Source organism: Maribacter spongiicola, from assembly GCF_052119685.1.
GTDB classification, from domain to species: domain Bacteria; phylum Bacteroidota; class Bacteroidia; order Flavobacteriales; family Flavobacteriaceae; genus Maribacter; species Maribacter spongiicola_A.
Window position 1 is genome coordinate 873,254 of record NZ_JBGQOO010000001.1, and the last position, 25,963, is coordinate 899,216.

Annotated in this window: 27 protein-coding genes; 21 read left to right on the top strand and 6 right to left on the bottom strand. The window is 35.4% G+C overall.

Annotated features, from left to right (window positions below; all coding sequences use genetic code 11):
- The first annotated feature begins 120 nt into the window (after window positions 1-120).
- The 3 genes from ACEN2N_RS03610 (at window position 121) to pth (ending at window position 2,443) form a co-directional block, all read left to right on the top strand.
- Window positions 121-1,062, top strand: coding sequence for a ribose-phosphate pyrophosphokinase (locus ACEN2N_RS03610; RefSeq protein WP_441823033.1), 942 nt, complete (start codon window positions 121-123; stop codon window positions 1,060-1,062).
- Window positions 1,063-1,103: 41 nt separating this feature from the next.
- On the top strand, window positions 1,104-1,727 hold the full coding sequence (locus ACEN2N_RS03615) for a 50S ribosomal protein L25/general stress protein Ctc (protein WP_441823034.1): 624 nt from the start codon (window positions 1,104-1,106) through the stop codon (window positions 1,725-1,727).
- An 86-nt stretch (window positions 1,728-1,813) separates the two neighbouring features.
- Window positions 1,814-2,443, top strand: a complete 630-nt coding sequence (gene pth, locus ACEN2N_RS03620; protein ID WP_441823035.1) for an aminoacyl-tRNA hydrolase — start codon at window positions 1,814-1,816, stop codon at window positions 2,441-2,443.
- Here the strand turns inward: pth and ACEN2N_RS03625 are convergent.
- Both ACEN2N_RS03625 and ACEN2N_RS03630 read right to left on the bottom strand, forming a co-directional pair.
- A complete protein-coding gene (locus ACEN2N_RS03625) occupies window positions 2,440-3,123 on the bottom strand; it encodes a hypothetical protein (protein WP_441823036.1) in 684 nt (227 codons plus the stop codon). The two genes, pth and ACEN2N_RS03625, sit on opposite strands and share 4 nt — an antisense overlap.
- A complete protein-coding gene (locus ACEN2N_RS03630; protein ID WP_441823037.1) occupies window positions 3,120-6,884 on the bottom strand; it encodes a zinc-dependent metalloprotease in 3,765 nt (1,254 codons plus the stop codon). Before ACEN2N_RS03630 ends, ACEN2N_RS03625 begins: the two co-directional genes overlap by 4 nt.
- A 53-nt stretch (window positions 6,885-6,937) precedes the next feature.
- Between ACEN2N_RS03630 and ACEN2N_RS03635 the strand changes: the two genes are divergently transcribed.
- From ACEN2N_RS03635 to ACEN2N_RS03715, 17 genes are all read left to right on the top strand, one after another.
- Window positions 6,938-7,864 (top strand): bifunctional riboflavin kinase/FAD synthetase, encoded by a 927-nt coding sequence (locus tag ACEN2N_RS03635; protein WP_441823038.1) that lies wholly within the window; start codon window positions 6,938-6,940, stop codon window positions 7,862-7,864.
- 2 nt (window positions 7,865-7,866) lie between these two features.
- Window positions 7,867-9,195, top strand: coding sequence for an HTTM domain-containing protein (locus tag ACEN2N_RS03640; RefSeq protein WP_441823039.1), 1,329 nt, complete (start codon window positions 7,867-7,869; stop codon window positions 9,193-9,195).
- An 80-nt stretch (window positions 9,196-9,275) separates the two neighbouring features.
- Window positions 9,276-10,547, top strand: coding sequence for a serine--tRNA ligase (gene serS, locus ACEN2N_RS03645; RefSeq protein ID WP_441823040.1), 1,272 nt, complete (start codon window positions 9,276-9,278; stop codon window positions 10,545-10,547).
- 135 nt (window positions 10,548-10,682) lie between these two features.
- The gene (locus tag ACEN2N_RS03650; RefSeq protein ID WP_441823041.1) at window positions 10,683-11,009 is read left to right on the top strand and encodes a DMT family transporter; all 327 of its coding nucleotides are present in this window, start codon (window positions 10,683-10,685) and stop codon (window positions 11,007-11,009) included.
- A gap of 25 nt (window positions 11,010-11,034) precedes the next feature.
- The gene (locus ACEN2N_RS03655) at window positions 11,035-11,679 is read left to right on the top strand and encodes a DUF1801 domain-containing protein (protein WP_441823042.1); all 645 of its coding nucleotides are present in this window, start codon (window positions 11,035-11,037) and stop codon (window positions 11,677-11,679) included.
- 68 nt (window positions 11,680-11,747) lie between these two features.
- Window positions 11,748-13,535, top strand: a complete 1,788-nt coding sequence (locus ACEN2N_RS03660) for a tetratricopeptide repeat protein (RefSeq protein ID WP_441823043.1) — start codon at window positions 11,748-11,750, stop codon at window positions 13,533-13,535.
- 75 nt (window positions 13,536-13,610) lie between these two features.
- Window positions 13,611-14,243, top strand: a complete 633-nt coding sequence (locus tag ACEN2N_RS03665; protein WP_441823044.1) for a DUF4286 family protein — start codon at window positions 13,611-13,613, stop codon at window positions 14,241-14,243.
- A gap of 20 nt (window positions 14,244-14,263) precedes the next feature.
- Window positions 14,264-15,130: a 16S rRNA (adenine(1518)-N(6)/adenine(1519)-N(6))-dimethyltransferase RsmA gene (rsmA, locus tag ACEN2N_RS03670; RefSeq protein WP_441823045.1), complete on the top strand. Its 867-nt coding sequence runs from the start codon at window positions 14,264-14,266 to the stop codon at window positions 15,128-15,130.
- Window positions 15,117-16,472 (top strand): magnesium transporter, encoded by a 1,356-nt coding sequence (gene mgtE / locus ACEN2N_RS03675; RefSeq protein ID WP_423997058.1) that lies wholly within the window; start codon window positions 15,117-15,119, stop codon window positions 16,470-16,472. Before rsmA ends, mgtE begins: the two co-directional genes overlap by 14 nt.
- A gap of 114 nt (window positions 16,473-16,586) precedes the next feature.
- A complete protein-coding gene (locus ACEN2N_RS03680) occupies window positions 16,587-16,952 on the top strand; it encodes a cupin domain-containing protein (RefSeq protein ID WP_441823046.1) in 366 nt (121 codons plus the stop codon).
- Window positions 16,953-16,962: 10 nt separating this feature from the next.
- Window positions 16,963-17,907 carry a 2-hydroxyacid dehydrogenase gene (locus tag ACEN2N_RS03685; protein WP_441823047.1) on the top strand — a complete coding sequence of 315 codons (945 nt, stop codon included), beginning with the start codon at window positions 16,963-16,965 and terminating at the stop codon, window positions 17,905-17,907.
- Between the two features lies 1 nt (window position 17,908).
- Window positions 17,909-18,364, top strand: a complete 456-nt coding sequence (locus ACEN2N_RS03690) for a DUF1801 domain-containing protein (RefSeq protein WP_441823048.1) — start codon at window positions 17,909-17,911, stop codon at window positions 18,362-18,364.
- A gap of 6 nt (window positions 18,365-18,370) precedes the next feature.
- Complete coding sequence (locus tag ACEN2N_RS03695; protein ID WP_441823049.1) at window positions 18,371-18,757, top strand: VOC family protein; 387 nt, start codon at window positions 18,371-18,373, stop codon at window positions 18,755-18,757.
- Between the two features lie 55 nt (window positions 18,758-18,812).
- Window positions 18,813-19,262, top strand: coding sequence for an NINE protein (locus tag ACEN2N_RS03700; protein WP_133686120.1), 450 nt, complete (start codon window positions 18,813-18,815; stop codon window positions 19,260-19,262).
- Between the two features lie 79 nt (window positions 19,263-19,341).
- Window positions 19,342-19,665 carry an ArsR/SmtB family transcription factor gene (locus ACEN2N_RS03705; RefSeq protein WP_441823050.1) on the top strand — a complete coding sequence of 108 codons (324 nt, stop codon included), beginning with the start codon at window positions 19,342-19,344 and terminating at the stop codon, window positions 19,663-19,665.
- Between the two features lie 15 nt (window positions 19,666-19,680).
- Complete coding sequence (locus ACEN2N_RS03710; RefSeq protein WP_441823051.1) at window positions 19,681-20,166, top strand: DUF6428 family protein; 486 nt, start codon at window positions 19,681-19,683, stop codon at window positions 20,164-20,166.
- An 11-nt stretch (window positions 20,167-20,177) separates the two neighbouring features.
- Window positions 20,178-20,678, top strand: coding sequence for a GNAT family N-acetyltransferase (locus tag ACEN2N_RS03715; protein ID WP_441823052.1), 501 nt, complete (start codon window positions 20,178-20,180; stop codon window positions 20,676-20,678).
- A 1-nt stretch (window position 20,679) separates the two neighbouring features.
- Here the strand turns inward: ACEN2N_RS03715 and ACEN2N_RS03720 are convergent, their stop codons facing one another.
- The 3 genes from ACEN2N_RS03720 to ACEN2N_RS03730 form a co-directional block, all read right to left on the bottom strand.
- Window positions 20,680-22,500, bottom strand: coding sequence for a GNAT family N-acyltransferase (locus ACEN2N_RS03720; RefSeq protein WP_441823053.1), 1,821 nt, complete (start codon window positions 22,498-22,500; stop codon window positions 20,680-20,682).
- A gap of 80 nt (window positions 22,501-22,580) precedes the next feature.
- Window positions 22,581-23,828, bottom strand: coding sequence for an aspartate kinase (locus tag ACEN2N_RS03725; RefSeq protein WP_423997041.1), 1,248 nt, complete (start codon window positions 23,826-23,828; stop codon window positions 22,581-22,583).
- A gap of 36 nt (window positions 23,829-23,864) precedes the next feature.
- On the bottom strand, window positions 23,865-24,347 hold the full coding sequence (locus ACEN2N_RS03730; RefSeq protein ID WP_441823054.1) for a GNAT family N-acetyltransferase: 483 nt from the start codon (window positions 24,345-24,347) through the stop codon (window positions 23,865-23,867).
- Between the two features lie 107 nt (window positions 24,348-24,454).
- Here ACEN2N_RS03730 and fbp point away from each other — a divergent pair, with 107 nt between their 5' ends.
- Entirely contained in the window at window positions 24,455-25,465 is a 1,011-nt protein-coding gene (fbp, locus tag ACEN2N_RS03735; protein ID WP_441823055.1) for a class 1 fructose-bisphosphatase, read from the top strand.
- 51 nt (window positions 25,466-25,516) lie between these two features.
- Here the strand turns inward: fbp and ACEN2N_RS03740 are convergent, their stop codons facing one another.
- On the bottom strand, window positions 25,517-25,939 hold the full coding sequence (locus ACEN2N_RS03740) for a TerB family tellurite resistance protein (RefSeq protein ID WP_423997035.1): 423 nt from the start codon (window positions 25,937-25,939) through the stop codon (window positions 25,517-25,519).
- Between the last annotated feature and the right edge of the window lie 24 nt (window positions 25,940-25,963).

The window sequence follows — 25,963 nt, forward strand, 5'->3', positions numbered from 1 at the left end:
ACCAAAAATATCAAGATTTATACGTTAGCAACCAAATTTAATTTTTAAATTTGCACCTCCTTAAAAACAAGGGTTTCAATATTTTATAGAAGCAACTGTTTGGAAAACAATAAGAAAGACATGCCATACCAAGTTCCACAACCGAAAATATTTGCTTGCACCCAAAGTAAAATCTTAGGCGAGAAAATCGCTAAAGCATATGGTATGGAACTGGGCAAGATATCTTTTTCACGTTATAGTGATGGGGAATTTCAGCCATCGTTCGAAGAATCTATTCGTGGAACACGAATATTTATTATCGGTTCTACGCACCCTGGTCCTGAGAACTTGATGGAAATGTTATTGATGATCGATGCTGCAAAAAGAGCATCGGCGCGTCATATAACAGCGGTAATGCCTTATTTCGGTTGGGCAAGACAAGATAGAAAAGACAAACCTAGAGTGCCAATAGCAGCAAAGCTAGTTGCTAAAATGCTTGAAACAGCAGGTGCAACTAGAATAATAACGATGGATCTGCATGCCGATCAAATTCAAGGATTTTTTGAAAAACCTGTTGATCATCTTTTTGCATCTACTTTATTTTTACCATACTTAAAAAACTTAGGTCTAAAAGACCTTACCATAGCATCGCCAGATATGGGCGGTTCAAAAAGAGCTTATGCCTATTCAAAAGCATTAGACTGCGACGTTGTTGTATGTTATAAGCAAAGAGCAAAAGCGAACATCATATCTCATATGGAGCTTATCGGTGATGTACAAGGTAAAAATGTTGTACTAGTTGATGATATGGTAGATACTGCCGGTACATTAACAAAAGCTGCCGATTTAATGATGGAACGTGGTGCACTAAGTGTTAGGGCAATTACTACACATGGCCTTTTATCGGGTGATGCATACGAGAAAATCGAGAAATCGAAATTAACAGAGTTGATTATAACCGATTCTATTCCTATAGAAATCAAGAGTGATAAAGTAAGAGTATTAAGTTGTGCCAATCTATTTGCAGATGTAATGGATAAAGTACACAACAATAACTCTATTTCTTCTAAGTTCTTAATGTAAGTTAGAAGCCAAAATAAGAATATTAATTTTTAATACATATAATGAAGTCAATTACAATTAAAGGATCAGAAAGAGAAAGCGTGGGCAAAAAGGCAACGAAGGCCCTACGTAATGCTGGAAAGGTTCCTTGCGTAGTATACGGAGGGGATAAACCATTACACTTTTCAGCAGATGAACTTGCGTTCAGAGACTTGGTTTACACTGCAAATGCACACACAGTTGCAATTGAATTAGATGGTGGAGCCTCTCTTAAAGCAGTTATGCAAGATATTCAGTTTCACCCGGTAACCGACAAAATCATTCACATTGATTTCTATCAATTGTTCGATGATAAAATGGTAACTATGGATATTCCTGTTAGATTAGAAGGAAATTCTCCAGGTGTTCGTAATGGTGGTCGTTTACTATTTAGAAAACGTAAACTTTCTATCAAAGCATTACCTTCTAAATTACCAGATTTCTTTGATATCGATATTTCAAAATTGAAAATCGGTCAACTTATTTCTGTAGGGTCATTACTAAGTGATGATTTCACAATTTTACATCCAGAAAGTCAGGTTGTTGTTCAGGTTAAAACTGCTCGTACAGCTGTTGTTATTGATGATGAAGATGAAGAAGGAGAAGAAGGAGCTGAAGGTGGTTCTGAAGAAGCTACTGAAGAATAGTCTTTACAATTCAAATTTTACAATAGAGCATCCTGGTACTTGTATCAGGATGCTTTTGTATTTTTACACCATAAATCCAATTACAAATGTTCGGTTTTTTTAAATCACTTTTTACAAAACAGAACATAATTATTGAAGAGAAAGACCCCATGAAGAAATTTTTAATCGTTGGCCTAGGTAATATAGGTGATGAATATGCAGAAACACGCCATAATATTGGCTTCAAAGTATTAGACGAGGTAGCCAAAGTAAATGACTTTACATTCGAAACCGTTAAGCTTGGCGATATAGGTTCTTACAAAGTAAAAGGAAGAACGGTAATTTGCTTAAAACCTTCTACCTATATGAACCGAAGTGGAAAAGCACTGAAGTATTGGATGGATAAAGAGAATATACCACAAAGTAATATTCTCGTCATAACCGACGATATTAATTTACCTTTTGGCACTATTCGTATTAAAACAAAAGGAAGCAATGGCGGGCATAATGGCTTAAAAGATATAGAGCTTTTTCTACAAACCATTTTATATAACAGATATCGTTTTGGAGTTGGTGCAGATTTTGGGCAAGGTAAACAGGTAGAATATGTATTGGGCCAGTGGAACGATGAGGAAAAAACGTTGCTACCCGAACGATTAAAAAAATCGACCGAAATAATTAACTCGTTTGTACTAGCTGGTATTGCCAGAACCATGAATCAATTCAACAATTCTTAAAGTACCTTGAAATTGTAAACACCAGTATCTGACTTGTTACCTTCTTCATCGATAACAACGACCCTCCAGTAATAAACCGTATCTGAAGTCACCGAAACCTTTACATTCGTTACTGTAGATGATAGTTCTCTAATTAAATCGACAGGCGGTGTTTCGACAGAAAAATAAACCTCATACCTATCGATATCATCATCTAAATCAGATGCTGACCACGATAGCTCAACCTCGTTATTAATATCTTTAAAAACGTTGTCTGATGATGCAGGACTTTCAATTGTTGCAGGAAAAGGAGCAAAAGTTGTTCTAGATCCCGAATTATAAAAATACCACTCTTCGCTAGATACCGTTTGCTCTACCTCACTATTTCTAGAACGCACAAACCATGAAAACTGTGTTCCTTTTGCCAATGGTAATTTTGCAGAACTTGATGCAGATACAATAGTTTGAACGGTACCAGTGCTAATATTAGTAACACGCAACTCATAAGTTTCGGTATTATCTGCCAAACCCCATCGAAACTCTACTTGACTAATATCCTCACCTAAACTTACCCCAGTCGTGCATTCAGAGTTTTCTTCTGGAAAAGCCAATTGCACAGCTTCTGGTGGATTTGCGGCACTTTTCTTTTTACAGCTGTTAACCGCAAACAAACATGCAATAAGTACTAAAAAGCGCATCATTCTTTAACAACTTTAGAAGTTCCTTTTATTGTTCGACCCTCATACTTTAAATAATAAATACCTGTAGCAAGAGAGCTTAAATCTAATGAGATGCCCCCCTCTACTGGAAAGGTCGTTATTCTTAAAATATTTCTACCATCAGCACTGAAAACACTTACAGCAACCTCTTCTCGTTCTGCACCTAAATATACCCTCACCACATCTTGCACCGGATTTGGATATACCACTGGTTGAACGTAAAAGCCGACCTGTTCTTCATAAACGCCTTGGCAAGGTATATCGGTATACACCTTTAAAGTATTTAATCCTTTTTCTAAATTTATAGATATGGTTGACTTATCTGTCTGCAACGCTACACCGTTCAATTCTATGGTATAAAATGTAGACCCGTTCATTTCAAGCGTAACCTGAGAACCGTCTAAAGCTATTTTAGAAGTAACGCTTAATGGCAAAGGTTCTGTAATCTGCACCTCAACGCAATACTCTTGATAAGTAATGGTACCATCTGTACCTGTAATACATAAGGTATACGTTCCTGAACCTAAATTCGCCAAGTTAAATGCATTAGAGAAATTCTGACTTAGGTTGACCCCATTACCAGAAACAGATACTAGATAATCTAATGCCAATTTAGGCACTATAGATAACGACCCGTCATTATTCTCTCGACAAGTTTCACTCTTTAAACTAATAATAAAATTCTCTGGCGGAAAACGATATACGGCACAACCAGAAGCATCGACTTCTTGACCAGCAGGTGTGCCTAAACAAAGATCATCACCATCATCGAACACTCCGTCATTATCAGTGTCAGGCCTAAAACCACCTTCAACACAAAGCTCAAGAGCAAAAGATTTTAAACTACCACCATCAGATGGTGCATTATCTTTAACCTCTAATGTCCATTCCCCTAGAATAGACTCCCCATTAAACGAACTCAAACTCCCTAGAGGTCTAACCGAACCGCTAATACCTGGCTCTACAGAACAGGAAAAAGCCGGACTATCATCATCAAAAGTTGCAATTATGTTTCTTGAGTCGCCACAAGAATTTGACACCAAAGTAACTGTAGTACCAGTTGGTGATGTTAGCGTTACCACTAGGTCTGCCAAAAAGGTGTGTTCAATATTCAATTGCACATTTACATCTGCTACCGGCAAGTCTTCGAAAAAAACAATTTTAGATGTAATTACCGGTGTACCACTGCTAGATATTGTTATTGGCAAACCTGTTGCAGTTTTAGTCGCACAATTAAACTGTACTGTAGAAAAACTGAAAGGAGTTCCAAAATTACCTTCACCGCAGTCATTTTTTGGCTTTACACGCCAAAAATATAATCCGTTATTATCTAAAAGTGTTGGCGAATATGAACTACCGTTTACGGTAGTCGACTCTATAATGTTTGCAAAAGCGCTATCATCAGAAATCTCAATTTCATACTGCGTATTACCAACTGCAGTTCCCCATTCGAGTAGCACATCTGTTGATGCGTTTTCAAAACCATCAACCGGCGACACTAAAATAACATCTTCAAAACTATCATCGTATACTCTTAATTGTAGTGTAATTTCTTTGGTTACAGTTGCCGCAGTTGCCTGCACTGTTATCGGATACACACCAACATCTAGTGTTGCTATGCCCACAAAATCAATAGTTACCAGAGTATCTGTAGTATCTGCCGAAATAGGAGTAAATGTTGCTGTCAAACCCGTTGGCATATTTACAATACTAAAAGTACTTTCTTCATCAAAACCCAAGTCAGTTTCATAGGTAAAAGGAATACTTAGATCATCGGGCTTACAAACATCAAAAACTACCTCATCAAAATTCAATACAATTTCTGAAGGTGTAATAGAAAAATTGACATCATTTACTGCAAAGTAAATATTGTTATCTGCCTGTATCATTATTCGACCAGTACTGGTAGCAATATTCGGAATAATAATATTCTGGCTGCCATCATTCAACGTGTTTTCTACCAATGGAATGGGAAATGTAACTCCCCGATCTGTCGATAGAAATATAGAAACTGTAGTTGTATTAATAGGTGCTATATTGGTATTTGCAACATCCCAAGTAATAGTTTGCACAGAACCAGCTTCAAAAGATTCTTCTATTGTTTGAGAACTTATTAAAAAAGGTCCGGCTTCATTAATAACCGAAACAATCATCTCATCAGAATCTGATTGCCCTCCATTTAGCGCATTGTCTCGTACGGTCAATGAAAAGTTCATCTCACGACCTACATTAGAAAGTGTTTCCCAAGCAGAACCAGAAGTAGGTACTGTCTGAGTGAGTTCTCCTATTAAAATTCTATTCAAACTAGGAAAATATCTTTCTGGTGTCAATTTAGGGGGCAATGACCTAAAGTTTGCTCCAGCGGGGTTATCAGGTCCAAATGTAGCCTGGGTAACAATGCCGTTATCAATCTGTTCCCAAGTATAACTCAGTACATTTACTGCGTCAGCATCTGTAGCTTCGCCCGTAAGTACAAAGGGAGTACCTTTTGGTATACTATAGTTTATTAATGGTGTAATCGTTGGTGGACTATTGGCAAGTACTTCTGTTACACCACAAGAAACCGTTTCTAGATAATCTCGTATTTGAAGTATACTCACATAATGAAAGTAATCATCACTATTAGAAGCAACATTATTGACACCTGTTATACCCGCATACCCCATTATGGTAGTACCACTAGCTGGCTCGACCTGTACCGTGGTACCTTCAGAAATATGAGAAAAAGAATGATTGGCCCCGAACTGGTGCCCCATTTCATGAGCGACCAAATCAATATCAAAAGCATCACCCACTGGCGATGATAAAGTTGTATAGCCACTACCCTTTCTACTATCGGTACAAACAGCACCGATAAAGCCTGAGTTACCATCTAGCGTATTATCTTGTTGATTGAACAAATGCCCAATATCATAATTTGCTTCACCAATTAAACTGGTCAATGTATTTTGCACCTGAGAGCTTAAACTCCCTGTATAAGGGTCAGTTTCTGGATCTGTATAAATTACAAGGTCTGTATTTGCTATTAACTCTAGAGTTATTGCTAAATCGCGTTCAAATACGGCATTAATTCTAGTTAAAGTAGCATTTATAGCAGCAAGTGCATCTGCCTTAGTGCCACCATGAAACTCAGTATATTCACCAGAAGCAGAAACGGCTACCCTAAATTTTCTAAGGGTTTGATCATCGACCAATTTAGCGGTTAGATTTTGTGAATATTCTTTAACCTCAGGTATCGTTTTACAAACAAAATCGATATCTCGCTCATCTTGTTCAGTTCTACGATACAATATATAAGTATTGTCAGCTGATTTTTGCATAAAGACAGCTCCATTATCGCCCGAAGTACTCATAGTACTTTGAATACCTTTTGGTGAAACGCTAAAACGAATTTGCATTGTTGGGTCGTGAAGCGCAATACCTTTATATGATTTAATTGAGGGATATTTTGCAGCAAGTCCTTCAGAAAAAAGATGAGCATCTTCTACCGAAAAAGGAATTAAAGAACCGTCTTCATTGGGAAAATAGATAATATTTGCAACTGTATTACCGGCAAGTGAAGAGAGAAATGCTTCTTGGTTTAGTGTGAAAGCCATGCCTTTATTCACCAATAAACGCTGTTTTGAAAACTGTTTCGCGGTAGCATTTAATTCAGTATTTTTCCAATAACTAGTTTGAGCCAGACCGGAAAAGGAAAGAAATACTATGGTAATTGAGAAAACTAGGCGTAATTTTGCAATCATTAAGAGGCTTTTAACTCAAAATCAAATATAAGTCTTTTTATTTTCTATCATAGGTGATTACAGTCCGCAACATTTCTAAATACAAAGAAGAATATCCTACGGTCATTACCATAGGTACCTTTGACGGTGTACATATAGGTCACCTTAAAATACTTAACAAAATCATAAATCATGCCAAGAGTACAGAATTAAAATCTTCTGTGCTTACCTTTTTTCCGCATCCGAGAATGGTTTTACAGAAAGATGCTAATATAAAACTGTTGAATACGATAGATGAAAAGATTACTATTTTAGAAAATCTTGGTCTTGACATACTCATCATTCATCCTTTCACCAAAGAATTCTCTCGTCTTACGGCAGTTGAATTTGTACGTGATATGCTTGTAAATACCCTACATATAAAAAAGGTAATTATTGGATATGACCATAGGTTCGGTCGAAATAGAAATGCGAATATCAATGATTTAACGACATTCGGAAATACCTATGATTTTTCGGTTGAAGAAATTCCCGCTCAAGAAATTGACGATGTATCTGTGAGTTCTACAAAAATTAGAAAAGCATTAGAAGACGGCGATATTGAAACCGCTAATAGTTACTTGGGCTATGAATACATGCTTACAGGAACGATTATTAAGGGAAGGGGAATCGGCAAACAATTGGGCTACCCAACAGCTAACCTATCTATAGCCGAAGATTATAAACTGATACCTAAAAATGGTGCTTACGTTGTAAACAGTATTTTAAATGGAGTGGTTGTATACGGAATGATGAATATCGGCTTTAACCCAACCGTTAATGGTACCGAGAAATCGATAGAGATTAATTTTTTCGATTTTAATATCGATTTATATGATCAAAAAATTCAAGTTAATATTTTGGTTCGCTTAAGAGATGAGCATAAATTTGAATCTGTAGAGGCTTTAAAGAATCAATTAGCCAAGGATAAGGAAAAATCGCTACATTATATTAAAAAGTAATTATGCTCAATAGGTTGTTATTTCATCGCATAGATAATAGCCCATTAATCATCTTCCGTATTTTTTTTGGTATTCTAATTGCCCTAGAATGTTTTGGTGCTATCGCTACAGGGTGGGTAAAGCGCAATCTCATTACACCACAATACACTTTTCCTTTCATAGATTTTGAGTTTATACAGCCATTACCAGGTTATGGCATGTACTTTTACTTCTGCATCATGGGCTTGCTGGGCCTATTTATAGCTATAGGTTTCAAATACAGAGCAAGTATCATTTCATTTACGGTGCTGTGGACAGCAACGTATTTGATGCAAAAAACAGCCTATAACAACCATTACTACCTGCTTATATTAATATCATTATTAATGTGCTTTTTTCCTGCGGAAAGAAGTCGGTCGTACGATGTCAAAATGAATTCAGAATTAGAAATCAATTCAATGTATGCCTATGTAAAATGGATAATAGTATTGCAATTATTCATTGTTTATATATACGCTTCTATAGCCAAAATGTATGGCGATTGGCTTGATTTTAGCACCATTGCTACATTAATGAATTCAAAAAAAGACTATTGGTTAATTGGCGATATATTACAACAACCATGGGTACATGTAATTATCGGCTACGTAGGAATTCTATTCGACCTATTAATAGTACCAGCACTACTTTGGAAACCAACAAGAAAAATCGCCTTCTTTCTGTCATTATTTTTTCATTTGTTCAATTCCATTATTTTTCAAATCGGAATTTTCCCTTATTTATCGATCGCTTTCAGTGTTTTCTTTTTTGAACCAGAAACCATTCGCAGCATATTTTTTAAATCTAAGAGACCGTATACCGCTTCAAAATTTATTATTCCAACATACAAAAACATATTTCTATTAGGCTTTTTTGTATACTTTATAATACAATTACTACTCCCCATTCGGCATTACGCTATTGACGGAGATGTACTTTGGACGGAAGAAGGTCACCGAATGAGCTGGAGAATGATGTTACGAAGCAGACAAGGTAAGGGTACCTTTAAAGTAGTCGATAAAAAGACGGAAGAAGTGACCTATATAAATCCGAAAGATTACGTCACCGCAAGTCAAGAGCGTAAAATTTTCGCTTATCCAGATTTTGCTTGGCAGTTCGCACAGTACCTAAAGAAAGATTTTGAAGAAAAAAATTTGGAAGTTGAAATCTATTTAGAGAATTCTTTAATCAGCATTAATAGAAAAAATTACACTCCGTTTATTGACCCCGAAATAGATTTAGCTGCAGAACCGTGGTACCAAACAAAACACCATACTTGGATTCTACCTATTAACAATAAAATTAAAAATTAGTTAATTACAATTTAGTATTTATAAGTACCGTTTGTAAACAATAAGATTAACGTAAATTTACAGCCAAATACAATTCAATAATGTTACAAATACAGACCATAAGAGATAATAAGGAAGAAATTATCCTTGCCCTTGGAAAAAGAAATATTGACGCACAACCTTTAGTTGAAAAAGTGCTTCAATTAGATGAAAATAGACGTGCTGCCCAAACCAGTTTGGACAACGTTTTGGCCGAATCGAACAAGCTTTCTAAAGAAATTGGTGAATTGTACAAAACTGGAAAGGCACAAGAAGCCAATCTGCTAAAAGAACAAACAGGAAAACTAAAAGAAGAATCAAAACAATTAGGCGATGACCTTGCCAATGCCGAAGAAGAGCTGCAAACACTTTTATATCAATTACCAAACGCACCTCACAGTTCTGTAAAAAAAGGCTCTTCTGAAGAAGATAACGAAGAAATATTTAGAGAAGGTGAAGTGCCAAAATTATATGATAACGCACAACCACATTGGGAGCTCGCAAAGAAATATGACATCATAGATTTTGAATTAGGCGTTAAAATAGCTGGTGCTGGTTTTCCCGTTTATAAAGGAAAAGGTGCTCGCTTACAACGTGCTTTAATTGCTTATTTCTTAGATAAAAATACTGAAGCTGGCTATACTGAAATTCAAGTTCCGCATTTGGTAAACGAACTCTCAGGGTATGGCACAGGTCAATTACCAGACAAAGAAGGACAAATGTATCATGTAACTGCAGACGACCTGTATTTAATACCAACTGCAGAAGTTCCGGTAACCAACATTTTTAGAGATGTTATTGTAAATGAAAGTGATTTTCCTATTACATATACGGGGTATACTCCGTGTTTTAGAAGAGAAGCAGGTAGTTATGGTGCACATGTACGTGGTCTAAACCGATTACACCAATTCGATAAAGTTGAAATTGTACGCGTAGAGCATCCAACAAAATCATATGACGCCTTAGATGGCATGGTTGAACATGTAAAGAATATTTTAAGAGAATTAAAATTACCATACCGTATTCTAAGACTGTGTGGTGGTGATTTAGGATTTACCTCAGCGCTTACCTTTGACTTTGAAGTATTCTCAACTGCTCAAGATAGATGGCTAGAAATTAGCTCTGTTTCGAACTTTGAAACCTACCAAGCCAACAGATTAAAATTGCGCTTTAAAGATGAAAATGGCAAAAACCAACTGGCACATACTTTGAACGGAAGTTCTTTGGCATTACCACGTGTATTAGCCGGAATTTTAGAAAATTACCAAACTGCAGACGGAATTAAAATTCCAGATGTATTAGTACCTTATTGTGGCTTTGATATGATTGATTAATAATCAAAAAATACATCAAAGCATTAAAAATCAAAAACAGAAATGCCATATAAAATAATTTATGTGGCATTTCTGTTTTTAAAAATTTATTTATATTAAAACAGCAAACGTTACTTTAAACAAATTCAAAAGATTATGAATTGGGTACTATTAATAATCGCCGGTCTATTTGAAGTAGCTTTCGCCTTTTGTTTAGGCAAAGCAAAAGAAACTACAGGCAACGAAATGTACTTATGGTATGTTGGTTTTTTAGTCGCACTTTCCATAAGCATGATACTTTTGGTGAAAGCAACACAAACATTACCAATCGGCACCGCTTATGCAGTCTGGACAGGTATTGGCGCAGTGGGTACCGTACTAGTGGGGATATTTGTATTCAAAGAACCAGCGACTTTTTTACGCATTCTTTTTATTACAACATTAATAGGTTCGATCATTGGGCTTAAAGTAGTTTCACATTAGAAACACTTAAAAACAACGCACTCTTATGAATAAAAAAGTGGATACTTTTTTAACCGAAGTTTTACAGTGGCAAGTAGAACTTATTCGCCTTCGTGAGCTAATATTAGAATGTGATGTTGTAGAAGATTTTAAATGGAAACACCCTTGCTACACCAACAATGGTAAAAATATTGTCTTAATATACGGCTTTAAGGAATATTGTGCGGTACTTTTTTACAAAGGAGCTTTATTAAAAGACCACAAAAACATATTAATTCAGCAAACCAAAAATGTACAGGCTGGCAGGCAAATTAGATTTCAGAATATTGAAGAAATTAATGAGCTATCGGTGGTGATTAAAGAATATATTCAAGAAGCAATAGCTCATGAAAAATCGGGGAAACAAATTCCGATGAAAAAGGTATCCGATTTTGCCGTTCCTTTTGAATTAAAACAAATATTTATGGATAATCCGGAGTTTAAAATTGCATTCACAAATCTAACTCCCGGTCGCCAAAAAGGATATTTGCTTCATTTTAATCAGGCGAAACAAAGTGCTACGCAGGTAGCAAGAATCGAAAAGAATACCAAAAGAATCTTCAACGGTAAGGGTTTAAACGATTGTGTTTGTGGTTTATCTAAAAGAATGCCGAACTGCGATGGTTCTCATAAACAATTACAGGTTACTTAATGCATAATTTCAAGCGCTTGTCACCAACTCCTTAACAATAACTTACCGCATTCTATGTATCTTTGGTTATGCGCTTTATCTTTTTCATTATAACATATACAGCTCTGTCAACATTCAGCTTTGCCCAAGATGATTTCTTGGCAAAGCAATATTTTGCTGATGGTGATTTTGAAAAAGCAGTTGTTTTCTATGAAAAATTAGTAGAAAAAAACCCGAGAAGAACGGAATATGTTCAAAATTTAGTCGCCTGCTATCAACAACTAGAACGATATGTGGAAGCTGAAGATTTTTTGAACGAACGCTTAAAAGACCGCAACCCCTACCCTACACTCCTAATAGATTTAGGTTATAACTATGCCCGTCAAGAAAAAGAAGATATGGCACAGATTAATTATGATAAGGCATTAGATATCATTTCAAAAAATCCGAATTACGGTTATGCGTTAGGTCTTCAATTTCAAAAATATAGCCTTTTAGATTTTGCCATTAAAGCTTTTCAACAATCAATGGATCTAAACCCCGCTTTAGACTTCAACTTTCAAATGGCAAGAATTTACGGTGAACAGGGAAATGTTGAGGCGATGTACAACTCGTACCTAAACCTCGTTATCGATGGTAAAACATCTAAATCTAATATTTTACGAAGCATCGATGATTTTGTTTCTGAAGATGCGGAAGATAAAAACAACATCCTGTTAAAAAAAGTATTGTTAGAGCGGGCACAAAAAAATCCTGATGTTCTTTGGAACGAGCTTTTAAGCTGGCTGTTCGTACAGCAAAAACAATATGGGAGTGCACTTAGACAAGAAAAAGCTATTTATAAACGCATGCAAGGTAGTTCTACAACGCGTTTAGAAAATCTAGGAAAAGATGCTTTAGAGAATGAAGAACATGAGGTTGCAAAAGATATTTTCAGCTACATCATTGAAAACACTAGTAATAACATTACAAAATTAGACTCAGAATTATACCTCATTGATATTGAATTATTGAACCCAACTACAAATCAACTAGAAGCAATTCAAAAAAAATATGATGCGCTAATAGATGAGTACGGTTATAAAACACAATCGTTGCAACTTCAAGTTGCCTATGCGAATTTTCTAACCTTTAAAAAGAATGATCCGGCACCTGCAGAGAAGTTACTTAAAAATAGTCTTGATCTTCCTTTAAGCGATAGAGGTACCGCATATTTGAAATTAGCCTTGGGCGATATTTTGGTCTATGATAAAAAATTTAATGAAGCTCTTATCTACTTCTCACAGATTCAGCAAAAACTAAAAAACGATGTACTTGGGCAAGATGCCCGTTATAAAGTGGCACAAACAAGTTTTTATAAGGGAGATTTCGATTGGGCATTGACACAACTAAAGGTATTGCGTAGTTCTACGTCTCAGCTTATTGCAAATGATGCCATGCAATTAAGCTTATTGATATCTGATAATTCACTCGAAGATTCTACACAAACCGCACTTAAAAAATATGCCAGAGCCGATTTTTTAGCCTACCAGAACAAGACCGATGAAGCAATTATTGCATTGGGCGATATTTTAGAAAATCATAAGGGAGAAAAAATTGAAGATGAGGCACTATTGAAGCAAGCGCAGTTGTTCGAAAAACAGAAGAAATATGAAGATGCCGAACTAAACTATCAAAAAATCATCACATTCTATGGTAATGGCATTCTTGCCGATGATGCTTATTATGCCTTGGGCGAACTATATAGAAAAATATTGAACGACCCCATCAAAGCCAAAGAACAGTACGAGAAAATTATCTACAATTATCAAGATAGCTACTACTTTCCTGAAGCACGAAAGAACTTTAGAATTTTAAGGGGAGATTCCATAAATTAAAATCAGGCTTCATCTAATTCGTTTTAAGCGCTAGTTAAACTAACTTTGCATATCAATTTGAACTTGAACTAACGCATGTATATATATAACGTTACCACTAATGTAGAAGAAACTGCTCATGATACTTGGGTACAATGGATGAAAGAAATTCATATTCCACAAGTACTTTCAACAGGCAAATTCTTAAGCGCAAAATTCTCAAAAGTATTAGTTGAAGAAGAGATGGGCGGCTTCACTTATTCGGTACAATATACCATACAAGACAAAGCTACCTTAGAACGATATTACGAAGAAAACGCTCCTGCATTAATAGAAAGTGTTCAGCGTAAATTTGCCGGGCAATTGGTTTCTTTTAAAACAGAATTAGAAATAGTAGATGAGTACTTTGTACAAAGGGCTGCGGCTACGCACTATTTATTTACTTATGGCACCCTGCAAGAAAGAGATGTACAATTAGGTATTTTCTCTAGACCATTAAATGGGTTTGAAGATGAATTGCCATTATATATTATATCTGATGAGAAGGTAGCCGACCTTTACCCGACCCTACAACATACGGGCGTTAAAGAAGATGTTATTAAAGGACAAGTATATACGCTATCTCATCAAGAATTAGAAAAAGCAGATAGTTACGAGGGTGAAGCATACGAAAGAATTCAGATTCAGCTAGCTTCTGGAAAAAACGCATGGGCTTATATCGCAAAATAAGATAGTGCAAAATATTAGTTATGGGAACGAAAAGGAAGAAGAACAAAGACGATAAATATGCTCATAAAAAGCATAACGAAAAAAGTCCTGTAAAAGCGAAAAAGTACTTAGGTCAGCATTTCTTAAAAGATGAAGGCATTGCAAAGCAAATTGCCGAAACCTTACTACAAAAAGATTATAAGAACGTAATAGAAATAGGTCCAGGTACGGGAGTACTAACCAAATACCTTCTTTTACGAGATAGTAATTTAGTGGCTATGGATCTGGATAGAGAATCAATTACCTATCTCAATGAAAAGTTTCCGTTAGAACACCCTAAAGCATTTGAGGGTAATGGTACTTTTAAGGTTATTGAAGCAGATTTTTTGAATTACGATATTTCCACTTTATTCGGCGACGAGCAATTTGGCATAACTGGTAACTTCCCTTACAATATCTCTACACAGATTGTTTTTAAAATGCTAGAACTTAGAAACTATGTTCCTGAATTTTCGGGGATGTTTCAAAAAGAGGTCGCGCAACGTATTTGCTCATCAGAAGGTAGTAAGGCATATGGTATTCTTTCTGTTTTAGTTCAAGTATTTTATGATGCCGAATATCTATTTACGGTAGATCCAATTGTTTTCGACCCACCACCAAAAGTACAATCGGGGGTATTGCGATTAACAAGAAAACCAAAATTTGAGCTTTCTTGCGACGAACAACTTTTATACCGTGTAGTAAAAGCAGCATTTAATCAACGTAGAAAGACATTACGTAACAGTTTAAAAACATTTACATTGTCAGATAATTTAAGAGAAGATACTATATTTGACCTAAGGCCAGAACAATTGGCGGTTGACGATTTTATTGCATTGACGAAGAAAATAGCAGATGACACCCTTTAAACTAACAGAAGAATTTGTAGTAGAAATAGAACAGCTCATTGAACAAAACAATGATGCTGAACTAAATTCTATGTTAGAGGCCGTGCATTATGCCGATGTTGCCGAAATCATTAATGAATTAGATGAAGCCAAGGCGACCTATTTAATTAAGTTACTTGGTAGTGATAAAACCTCTGATGTTCTAACCGAGTTAGATGAAGACATTCGTGAGGCCATTTTAGGTAATTTGTCATCTCAAGAAATTGCCAGTGAGCTAGATGAGCTAGACACCGATGATGCTGCAGATATTATTGGCGAACTTCCAAAAGAGCAGATACAAGACGTCATCTCTAAAATCGAAGATAGAGAACACGCTAAAGATATCGTCGATTTATTAAGATATGCTGAAGATTCCGCTGGCGGCCTTATGGCAAAAGAGCTTGTAAAAGTCAATGAAAATTGGAATGTACTTACTTGTGTAAAGGAAATGCGGGCACAAGCTGAGAATGTTACTAGAGTACATTCTATTTATGTGGTAGATGATGAAGATAAATTAAAAGGGCGACTATCGTTAAAAGATTTATTGACCACTTCTACCAAAACGCACATTAAAGATGTATTCATAAAAAATGTTGATGCCGTCAACGTTAATGAAGATCCAGAAGAAGTGGCAAGGATCATGACTAAATATGACCTTGAAGCCATACCTGTAGTTGACGAAATAGGTAGGTTGGTAGGGCGTATTACTATTGATGATATCGTAGATGTAATAAAAGAAGAAGCCGAGCGCGACTACCAAATGGCCGCAGGTATTTCTAGGGGTGTAGAGGCAGATGATAGCATTTGGGAACTTACCAAAGCACGTTTACCATGGTTGATTATTGGTATGTTCGGCGGTATTGGTGCAGCAAGTATTATCAATAGTTTTCAAGAAGTAATGAATACGTTTCCTATACTTCTAATTTTTGTGCCTTTAATACAAGCAACGGCAGGTAATGTTGGTGTACAATCTTCGGCAATTATGGTACAAGGTCTTGCTAACAACACTGTAAAGGGCGAAATATTAAATAGATTATTTAAAGAATTTACATTGGCTTTAATTAACGGTATTGCCATTGCTATCATTGTATTGATCATTAGCCATTTCTTCTTTAAAACAAGCTATTTGGTCTCCATCACTCTTTGCGTAGCTCTGATCTCTGTAATTATTATTGCGGCACTTATAGGTACTTTTATTCCTGTATTTTTAGATAAAAGGGGTGTTGATCCAGCGGTAGCTACTGGTCCGTTTATCACCACTGGCAATGATATTTTTGGTATTTTAATATACTTCTCTATTGCAAAGATGATTTTAGGTATTTAATAAACAGCCGATCTTCTTTTTAGAATACTGTCGCTTTGCGTATCTTACTGTATTCAAATTCTTAAAAGAAATCAATCCTTATTTATCCTGAATAGGATAAAATAAACAGCACTAATGAACAGTATTACCTTAAAAGAAAAATTTAAGCAAGTAACTGCTTATTGGCATCCGCACCAAATAGGCGTTGTTGATGATATGCAGGTTTTACTGGCAAAAATAAAAGGTGAATTTGTATGGCATTCGCATGACAAAGAAGATGAACTTTTTCAAGTAATAAAAGGCACCCTTTATATGCAATATAGAGATCGTACCGAGATCGCAGAGCAAGGCGAGATTATCATTGTGCCTAAAGGTATTGAACACTGCCCAATGACAAAAAATGATGAAGAAGTGCACATTTTGTTGTATGAAAAATTAAGTACTGCACATACAGGTAAAATCCAAGACGAAAAAACACAAACAGAGTACCCCAAAATATAATTTAGATTACATGAAAGTATTACACGTAGACATCAATCACCCTTTAATAATCGAGCAATTTTCTGAATTAGGTTTTCAGAACGATGAAGACTACACCTCTACCAAAAAACAGATTGAAGCCAAAATCGCAGATTATGACGGACTCATAATTCGCAGTAGATTTTCAATTGACGCTGATTTTTTAGATAAGGCAAAAAACTTAAAATTCATCGGCAGATTAGGTGCCGGATTAGAAAATATTGACATAAGATATGCCAAGTCGCTAGGTATTTTTCTTGCTGCAGCACCAGAAGGTAATCGCAATGCTGTTGGCGAACATGCACTAGGTATGCTTTTATCCCTTTTTAACAAACTTAACTCAGCAGATAAAGAAGTTAGAAGCGGCAAATGGGATCGCGAAGGTAACAGAGGCGTAGAATTAGAAGGCAAAGTGGTAGGTATTATCGGTTATGGCAATATGGGAAAAGCCTTTGCTAAAAAATTAAAAGGTTTCGATGTAGAAGAAGTTATCTGCTATGACATTCAAGGTGGCGTAGAAGACGAAAATGCCCGTCAAGTAGGTATTATGGAATTTCAAAATAGGGTCGATGTTATAAGCTTGCATGTACCTCAAACAGAATTAACAATAGGTATGGTCAACAAAGAGTTTCTAGAGAAATTTGAAAACCCTATTTGGATTATTAATACTGCCAGAGGCAAATGTGTTATTACCACAGATTTAGTAGACGCTTTAAACTCGGGTAAAGTACTTGGTGCCGGTTTAGATGTTTTAGAGTATGAAAAGACATCTTTCGAAAATATGTTCACCGATGGTAATTTACCAGAGGCATTTCAATATCTAATTAGCTCTGACCAAGTCATACTTTCTCCGCATGTAGCAGGGTGGACCGTAGAAAGTAAAATTAAATTAGCGCAAACAATAGTAGACAAAATAAAGAAGAAATTCGAAAGCTAAAATGACATATGAAGCCAGCACACCAAATGAATATATTGCCCAATTACCACAAGAACGTAAAGTGGTAATTGAAAAACTAAGAGGTATTATTTTACAAAATTTACCAGTTGGTTTTGAAGAGCAATTAAGTTATAGCATGCTAGGTTACATTGTACCGCATTCTCTTTATCCGGCAGGGTATCATGTTAAGTCCGAATTACCATTGCCTTTTATCAATTTGGCTTCTCAAAAGAATTTTATTGCGTTGTACCACTCTGGTATATATGCAGATAATACTTTATTGAATTGGTTTACTAATGAATTTCCAAACCATTGTAAGCTTAAGTTAGATATGGGCAAGAGTTGTATTCGTTTTAAAAGTATGGATGATATTCCTTACGAGCTCATTGCAGAACTATGTACCAAAATGACACCCCAAGAATGGATTAATTTATACGAGAGGAATATTAAAAAATAAATCGATATGAAAAAAAGAGTAACAGGTTTAGGCGGGTTTTTTTTCAAAACGAAAGATCCTGATCAATCTAAAAATTGGTATAACAAACATTTGGGACTTAACACTGACCAATATGGCTGTACATTTTGGTGGAAAGATAAAGAAGGTAATGATTGCTCAACACAATGGAGCCCCATGAATGCCGATACCGATTATTTCAAACCCAGCCAATCTAGCTTTATGATGAATTTTAGGGTTGAAAATCTTGTAGAATTATTAGAAGTTTTAAAGGAAGAAGGGGTTACCATAGTTGGTGAAATTCAAGAATTTGAATATGGAAAATTCGGATGGATTTTAGACCCCGACGGAAATAAGCTAGAGCTTTGGGAACCAATTGATAAAGCATTTCTATGATGTTGAAATAATTACTACATTTATCACTTATAATAACCACCAAACAACAAATAAAATGTCAGACGAGAATAAAGATTTTGGAGACAAGGCCGAAGACGCCTTTGACAAAGCAAAAGAATCTGCAAAAGAATTTTCAGAGGATGCAAAAGAATCTGCAAAAGAATTTAGTGATAATGCTAAAAAAACAGCCGATGAATTTAGTGCTGGAGCCAGAGAAGCTTTTAGTAGTGCAGGCGGTGAAAACAAAAAAGTATTGGCTGGAATCCTAGCAATTATTTTTGGCTCTTTAGGTGTTCATAAATTCATATTAGGATATCAAAAAGAAGGTATAATACTATTAGGAATAACCATAGCATCTTATGTACTAATGTGTGCATTTGGACTTGGGTTATTAATAGTATGGATTCCTGGAGTAATAGGATTAATCGAAGGTATCATCTACCTAACGAAATCAGACGAAGAGTTTTACAACACCTACCAAGTAGGTAGAAAACCTTGGTTCTAAATAGCTTAAGCCAGATAAAATATCATCTGGCTTTTTTTATATTATTTATTATCGTAATATTGCAATATATAAATACAAAATGGGAATTACTAAAACACAAATATTTAACAAAGAGCAGAATGAACTTGCTATCATTTTTAAAGTATTATCGAACCCTGCTCGTATTGCCATCTTACAATACATAAGCCAGCAAGACTCTTGTATCTGTAATGATATTGTTGATGAAATTGGTTTGGCTCAGCCAACTATCTCACAACATTTAAAAGAACTTAAGAGTATAGATTTAATTAGAGGCGAAATAGAAGGCAAAAAAGTATGTTACTGCATCAATTTATCGAAATGGACAGAGATACAAACACTACTGAATTCTTTCTTCAACACCACAAAAAGTAATTGTTGTTAATTAAAATATATAGACATGAAAACAAACGAACTTCTATCATTATTAAAGGAAAACGCTAGTAAAACCTTAGTGTTTGAATATGCACCTGGTCAATTGGTAGGCGCCAATTATCATATTACCGAAGTTAAAAATATTACTATCGACTCTGTTGATTGTGGTGCTGGTACAGATTTCTGGAAAGAAACCATCATACAGTTATGGGAGAGTCCGGCAGAACTGGGCAAAAGAGATTATATGATTGCCGATAAAGCATTGAGTATTCTAAATACGGTCGATAAAATAAAGCCTATGGAGAAAGATGTTGAAGTGAAGTTTGAATACAGCAATTCGGTATTTCACACAGCTCAACTATATGTATTATCACACCAAATAAAAGATAATCAGATTTTAATGCACTTGGGTGTAGAGAAGACAGACTGTAAAGCAAAAGAAACTTGTGGTGTACCTGAAACGGCAGAAGTTGCAGAGATATCTTGCGCACCAGGTGGCGGCTGCTGTTAATTTTAATTAGCATGAATGATATAACAATTAGAACAATGTTGGCGACGGATTGGGAGTCTGTCGCCAACATTTACAAACAAGGCATTGATACTGGCATGGCTACTTTTGAAACCAATGTACCCACTTTTGAAGCTTGGGACGAAGCACATATGAGAACCTGCCGATTTATTGCTGAAAGCACCTCTGAAATTATGGGTTGGGTCGCACTCTCCCCTGTTTCTAGTAGATGCGTTTATGGTGGCGTAGCAGAAATTAGTGTCTATATTTCTGAAAATAGTCGTGGCAAAGGTTTAGGTAAATTATTGTTAGAACATGTTATATCGGCTAGCGAACAAGAAGGCATTTGGACGCTTCAATCTGGTATTTTTCCGACAAATTATGGCAGCATAAAAATACATGAAGCTACAGGTTTTAGAATGATTGGCAAACGCGAGCGCGTGGGCAGATTACATAGTAAATGGGTAGATAACGTACTTTTTGAAAGACGAAGCAGTATAGTAGGTATAGATTAAATTATTGCTCTATGTCCGAATTTTGAGATTCTAACCATTTACGCTCCAATTCTGCCTGAAATTCTTCCATTACCGGTTTTACGGTACTCTCAGGTAAATCGGCAATTTTGATATACATTAATCCGTCGACAGAGTTATTAAATAATGGATCTACATTGAACGCCACTACTCTTGCATTTTGTTTGATATACTTCTTTATCAAAACCGGCAAACGTAAGTTACCTGGCTCAACCTCATCTATTAAACGATCAAACTTATTTAAGTCGGCTTGGGTTTCATCAAAAACGAATTCCTTGTCCGCATCTTTTAACTTCACCTTGAACTCTTTTTTAGGTCTTATGTATTGTGCTACATAAGGATCCCAATAATTCGACTTCATAAATTCGATCATCAACGATTTAGAGAAGTTTGAAAATTGGTTACTGATACTTACCCCACCTATTAAGTATTTGTGCTCTGGAAACCGCAATGTAGTATGCACAATTCCCTTCCAAAGTAAAAATAAGGGCATTGGTTTTTGTTGGTATTCTTTAGTGATATAGGCACGACCCATTTCAATGGAATGTTCCATCATGTCATATAGTTCTGGTTCAACCCTAAAAAGATCCTGTACATAAAAGCCATCAATACCATACTCAGGAAAAATCTCTGAACCCATACCCATTCTATAGGCACCAACAATACATTTTACCTCATCGTCCCATAAAAAAAGATGGTGATAATAGCTATCAAAATTATCTAAGTCAATGGCTTTATTAGTACCCTCACCAATTGCTCTAAATGTTACTTCTCGTTGTCTTCCTATTTCCTTTAAAATAAAAGGCATGTCTTTTTCCTTGGCCAAAAAGACTTCATAATTTTTACTTTGCAGTAAACGACAATCTTTCTCTCTAAGTTTTTCAATTTCACCCTCCATAACCTCTTTACGAACTGCATCTGCAATTTTTTTGGGTTGCTTAGGTATTTTAAGGCTTGTTGGTATTTGATCTATTAAACGCTCTTTTTCATAAGCGTTAGAAAGCATATATGTTTTACGACGTAGAAGATCTGTATATTCTTCTAAACTACCTTGTTCATTTTGTGTAGCTACAGAAATAGGTTGCCCAATTCTAACTTTAATTGGTCTGTTTCTTTGCGAAAAAACTTGAGAGGGAATCATAGCTGTTCTTAACGAATCACCAAGTTTAGAAATTCTATAAAACAACGAACTATTTTTTGCGTGAAAGTAAATAGGAACTACGGGTACATTTGCTTTTCTAATTAATTTGATAGCAGCTTCTTCCCAAGGTTTATCAACCAATAACTTACCATCTTTATGTGTAGAAACTTCTCCTGCAGGAAAAACACCTAACACATGACCGTCTTTTAAATGTTCTAAAGTTTTTTTGAATCCGGCTAAATTACTTCTGGCATCTTTATGTTCGGTAAACGGATTTACAGGCAAAACATAAGGTTCTAATGGAACCATTCTTTGCAATAAAAAATTAGCCATTATCTTATAATCTGGTCGTTGCTTAATCATTAATTTAAACAACAAAATACCGTCAATAGCACCCAATGGATGATTACTGATGGTTACATACGGACCTTCTTTCGGTAAACGTCTAAAGTCTTCTTCTGGAATTTCATAGTCAATTTCGTATAGCTCTAGAATGGCATTGGCATAATCTTCTCCTTCTAAATGGGCAATGCTGTCGTAATCTCTATTTATACGAGACAATCTAGTAACCTTCAACAGCATCCAACCAATAAAAGTACCAAACACTCGGTATTTAGATAGCTTGGTAGCCGTGGCAATTTCTTTAGCGGTAACTAAACCCATATGTCCTCATCGATTAGACTGTAAATATAGGAAAATAGCACTAGTAGAGTTGCTTTTACAAAACATGAAATATAAAGAAATTACTTCACCACTAGCTGTACAGTTTCGGCACCACGTTGTTCTAACAATAGCTCATGACCGTTCTGCAATGATTCTAAAGCTTTAGCATTAAAATGTCTAATAGTATATAACGATACATTCTCATGATGTACCACTTTAAACTTGCTCTTTAATTGTTGCAGAAGCGCTTCTAGTCCGCCAAACTTATTATCGATACAAACCGAGAAACTAATGGCAGAGTTTTGAATTAAATCTACCTTTATTTTATGCAGATGAAACAGTTTAAAGAGTTCGCTAATACTATCTTCAACGATGAAAGAAAAGTCAAGCGAAGACAACTTCATTAAAACCTGATTCTTCTTGACTATAAAGCAAGGTACTTTTGGTTCTATACCAACACCCTTACCTACAGTGGTACCCTTACCTAATGGGTTTATGAATGATTTTACGTGCAACGGAATTTCTTTACGCTGCAAAGGTTGTAATGTTTTTGGGTGAATTACAGAAGCGCCATAAAATGCTAACTCAATAGCCTCTCTATATGATATGTTATTCAGCAATTGTGTTTCTTTAAAATATCTAGGATCTGCGTTTAGCACTCCCGGTACATCTTTCCAGATAGTCACAGAATCAGCATTTAAACAATACGCTAAAATTGCCGCAGAATAATCAGATCCCTCTCTACCTAAAGTAGTGGTAAAGTTATTATCATCGCTACCTAAGAAACCCTGTGTAATATTCAGTACCTTTTTATCTATTGTGGTAACGTTCTTTTGGGTACGTTCCCAGTCTACTGTAGTGTCTCTGTAATTACTATCTGTTTTAATGAAATTTCTAACATCTAACCAGTTATTGGCGATACCTATTTCTTTAAAATATGCACTTATGATAGTGGTAGAAATTAATTCTCCGTAACCAACTATTTGATCATAAACAAAGTTATAGTTGGGCGATTTATTCCATACCAAAAAGCCGTTAATTTCATCGACAAGCACTTTAATCTCTTTATAAATGGCATGTTGTGCATTTGGAAATAATTCAGATACGATATCTAAATGATAATCAACCATTTCGGCTACCTTAGAAGGTATCTCTTTTTTATCATCGAAATAAGCATTAATAATATCTTCCATGGCATTGGTGGTTTTGCCCATTGCCGAAACTACCAGTAGTGTATTCTCATACCCTACTTCTTTCAAAACCTTTACTACATTTTTAACCGCATTTGCATCTTTAACCGATGCTCCTCCAAATTTAAAAACTCTCATATGCTATTGCTCTCTAAATTTTATCTTTCTTTTCAATTAAGCTATTGCGCTTAAATACTCTTTTATTCCTGTTTCATCTAATTGCACTACATCCCAATCTCTCATTACTTTGGCCCCCTTACTCTCGTAAAAACCTATTGCAGGTTCGTTCCAATCGATAACTTCCCAGCTTATTCTTTTCACCCCTAATTGATCACCATATTTTACAACCTCATTTAATAGTGCCGTACCTAAACCACTACCACGCATCTCTTTTGTGACTATTAAATCTTCTAAATGAATAACTGGTCCTTTCCATGTAGAATATCGAGGATAAACAAGTGCCATACCTACAATTTTATTGTTCTTTTCTGCAACAAAACAGTGAAATAATTGCTGTGCCCCAAAACCATCTTCTTCTAAATTCTGAACGCTTACTTCAACAGCATCATCTTCTTTCTCAAAAGTGGCTAATTCTTGAATTAAGTGAAGCACTTGCTTCATATCTTCTCTCTTGGCAACCCTGATTGTATACTCCATAATTGTTACAAATAAAACACAAAGTTATAAATTTAAAAAATGTAATTAAAACGAAAATTGAACGTTTAACAAAATACACGATATTTGTATAAACCATAAACTAAAAGATGTCTCCAAAAAGAAATCAGACCTTAGGGGAGTTTATTATTGAAAATCAAGATTCATTTCAATATTCCTCAGGTGAATTATCAAAGCTTATCAATGCCATTAGATTAGCCGCAAAAGTTGTTAACCACGAAGTGAGCAAAGCTGGTCTAATCGATATTTTAGGCGGTGTTGGTGAAACCAACATACAAGGTGAAGATCAACAGAAATTAGATTTATTCGCTAATGAAAAATTCATTCAAACTTTAAAAAATAGAGAAATTGTTTGCGGTATCGCTTCAGAAGAAGAAGATAGCTTCATAAGCATTAACAGTAATGATGATAACCATCAGAACAAATATGTTGTTTTAATTGATCCCCTAGACGGGTCATCTAACATTGATGTCAATGTTTCGGTAGGTACCATATTCTCTATTTATAGACGTATTACGCCTGTAGGGACACCAGTTACTATGGAAGATTTTTTACAGCCAGGTAATCAACAGGTTGCAGCAGGTTATGTAGTTTACGGTACATCGACTATGTTAGTTTATACTACTGGTGATGGTGTAAACGGTTTTACATTAAACCCAGCATTAGGTACTTTTTATCTATCTCACCCGAATATGAAATTTCCTGAAAACGGCAGAATCTATTCTGTAAATGAAGGTAATTATGTTCATTTTCACCAAGGGGTAAAAGATTATATTAAATATTGTCAAATGGAAGAAGATGATAGACCATATACCTCTAGGTACATTGGATCTTTAGTTTCTGACTTTCATAGAAATATGATTAAAGGTGGTATATATATGTACCCGAAAAGTAGTGTTACCGAAAGCGGTAAACTGCGATTATTATACGAATGTAACCCAATGGCATTTTTAGCCGAACAGGCAAACGGTCTAGCAGTAGGTGGTAGAACGCGTATTATGGACATTGTGCCAACTGAACTACATCAACGTGTTCCGTTCTTTTGTGGCAGCAGAAAAATGGTAGAAAAACTGCAAGAATTCTTAGATAAATATCATTAATAAAAAAGGGAGCAAATTGCTCCCTTTTTTTATGTCCACTTTTTTCAAAGCTTAGTGTTTTACTAAGTATAAATAATCATCAAAATCTATTTTTCCTCCAAAAATAGCAATTGAACGTTCAATAACTTTATCTGCTTTTTCATCAGTAAAGCCAAGACCGATTGCATACTTTTTAATCAGCACTCTTTCTTCATCATCAATTTCATGATCAGAGTATACAATTTTGAACAAATCGTATAAACGCTCTAATCTCCTCTCAGAATCTGGCGTAGAATCGATTGGGTATTTATTCTCTTTCTTTAATACCTCTTGATATTCAGACTCGGTGATATCTAATTTACTAGCGAAACGATCTAACAATTTTTTTTCTTCAACGCTAATTTCACCATCAATAGACGCCAAAGTGGCCAAAGCTGCAAAGTGAGCTAAGTTTCTTCTATGCTCACCACTACTATATAAATCTGCAAAAGACATATCTTAAATTTTAATTATTGAGCA

Bases quoted from the DNA above. Each gene is read 5' to 3' on its own strand.
- ACEN2N_RS03695 (WP_441823049.1), top strand. From the start codon at position 18,371: ATGAAAAAAAGAGTAACAGGTTTAGGCGGGTTTTTTTTCAAAACGAAA.
- ACEN2N_RS03730 (WP_441823054.1), bottom strand. From the start codon at position 24,347: ATGGAGTATACAATCAGGGTTGCCAAGAGAGAAGATATGAAGCAAGTG.
- ACEN2N_RS03725 (WP_423997041.1), bottom strand. From the start codon at position 23,828: ATGAGAGTTTTTAAATTTGGAGGAGCATCGGTTAAAGATGCAAATGCG.
- ACEN2N_RS03665 (WP_441823044.1), top strand. From the start codon at position 13,611: ATGTATATATATAACGTTACCACTAATGTAGAAGAAACTGCTCATGAT.
- ACEN2N_RS03625 (WP_441823036.1), bottom strand. From the start codon at position 3,123: ATGATGCGCTTTTTAGTACTTATTGCATGTTTGTTTGCGGTTAACAGC.
- ACEN2N_RS03690 (WP_441823048.1), top strand. From the start codon at position 17,909: ATGACATATGAAGCCAGCACACCAAATGAATATATTGCCCAATTACCA.
- ACEN2N_RS03615 (WP_441823034.1), top strand. From the start codon at position 1,104: ATGAAGTCAATTACAATTAAAGGATCAGAAAGAGAAAGCGTGGGCAAA.
- serS (WP_441823040.1), top strand. From the start codon at position 9,276: ATGTTACAAATACAGACCATAAGAGATAATAAGGAAGAAATTATCCTT.
- ACEN2N_RS03685 (WP_441823047.1), top strand. From the start codon at position 16,963: ATGAAAGTATTACACGTAGACATCAATCACCCTTTAATAATCGAGCAA.
- ACEN2N_RS03655 (WP_441823042.1), top strand. From the start codon at position 11,035: ATGAATAAAAAAGTGGATACTTTTTTAACCGAAGTTTTACAGTGGCAA.
- ACEN2N_RS03660 (WP_441823043.1), top strand. From the start codon at position 11,748: ATGCGCTTTATCTTTTTCATTATAACATATACAGCTCTGTCAACATTC.
- fbp (WP_441823055.1), top strand. From the start codon at position 24,455: ATGTCTCCAAAAAGAAATCAGACCTTAGGGGAGTTTATTATTGAAAAT.
- ACEN2N_RS03680 (WP_441823046.1), top strand. From the start codon at position 16,587: ATGAACAGTATTACCTTAAAAGAAAAATTTAAGCAAGTAACTGCTTAT.
- mgtE (WP_423997058.1), top strand. From the start codon at position 15,117: ATGACACCCTTTAAACTAACAGAAGAATTTGTAGTAGAAATAGAACAG.
- ACEN2N_RS03705 (WP_441823050.1), top strand. From the start codon at position 19,342: ATGGGAATTACTAAAACACAAATATTTAACAAAGAGCAGAATGAACTT.
- ACEN2N_RS03640 (WP_441823039.1), top strand. From the start codon at position 7,867: ATGCTCAATAGGTTGTTATTTCATCGCATAGATAATAGCCCATTAATC.
- ACEN2N_RS03720 (WP_441823053.1), bottom strand. From the start codon at position 22,500: ATGGGTTTAGTTACCGCTAAAGAAATTGCCACGGCTACCAAGCTATCT.
- pth (WP_441823035.1), top strand. From the start codon at position 1,814: ATGTTCGGTTTTTTTAAATCACTTTTTACAAAACAGAACATAATTATT.
- ACEN2N_RS03740 (WP_423997035.1), bottom strand. From the start codon at position 25,939: ATGTCTTTTGCAGATTTATATAGTAGTGGTGAGCATAGAAGAAACTTA.
- ACEN2N_RS03710 (WP_441823051.1), top strand. From the start codon at position 19,681: ATGAAAACAAACGAACTTCTATCATTATTAAAGGAAAACGCTAGTAAA.
- ACEN2N_RS03630 (WP_441823037.1), bottom strand. From the start codon at position 6,884: ATGATTGCAAAATTACGCCTAGTTTTCTCAATTACCATAGTATTTCTT.
- ACEN2N_RS03610 (WP_441823033.1), top strand. From the start codon at position 121: ATGCCATACCAAGTTCCACAACCGAAAATATTTGCTTGCACCCAAAGT.
- ACEN2N_RS03715 (WP_441823052.1), top strand. From the start codon at position 20,178: ATGAATGATATAACAATTAGAACAATGTTGGCGACGGATTGGGAGTCT.
- rsmA (WP_441823045.1), top strand. From the start codon at position 14,264: ATGGGAACGAAAAGGAAGAAGAACAAAGACGATAAATATGCTCATAAA.
- ACEN2N_RS03700 (WP_133686120.1), top strand. From the start codon at position 18,813: ATGTCAGACGAGAATAAAGATTTTGGAGACAAGGCCGAAGACGCCTTT.
- ACEN2N_RS03650 (WP_441823041.1), top strand. From the start codon at position 10,683: ATGAATTGGGTACTATTAATAATCGCCGGTCTATTTGAAGTAGCTTTC.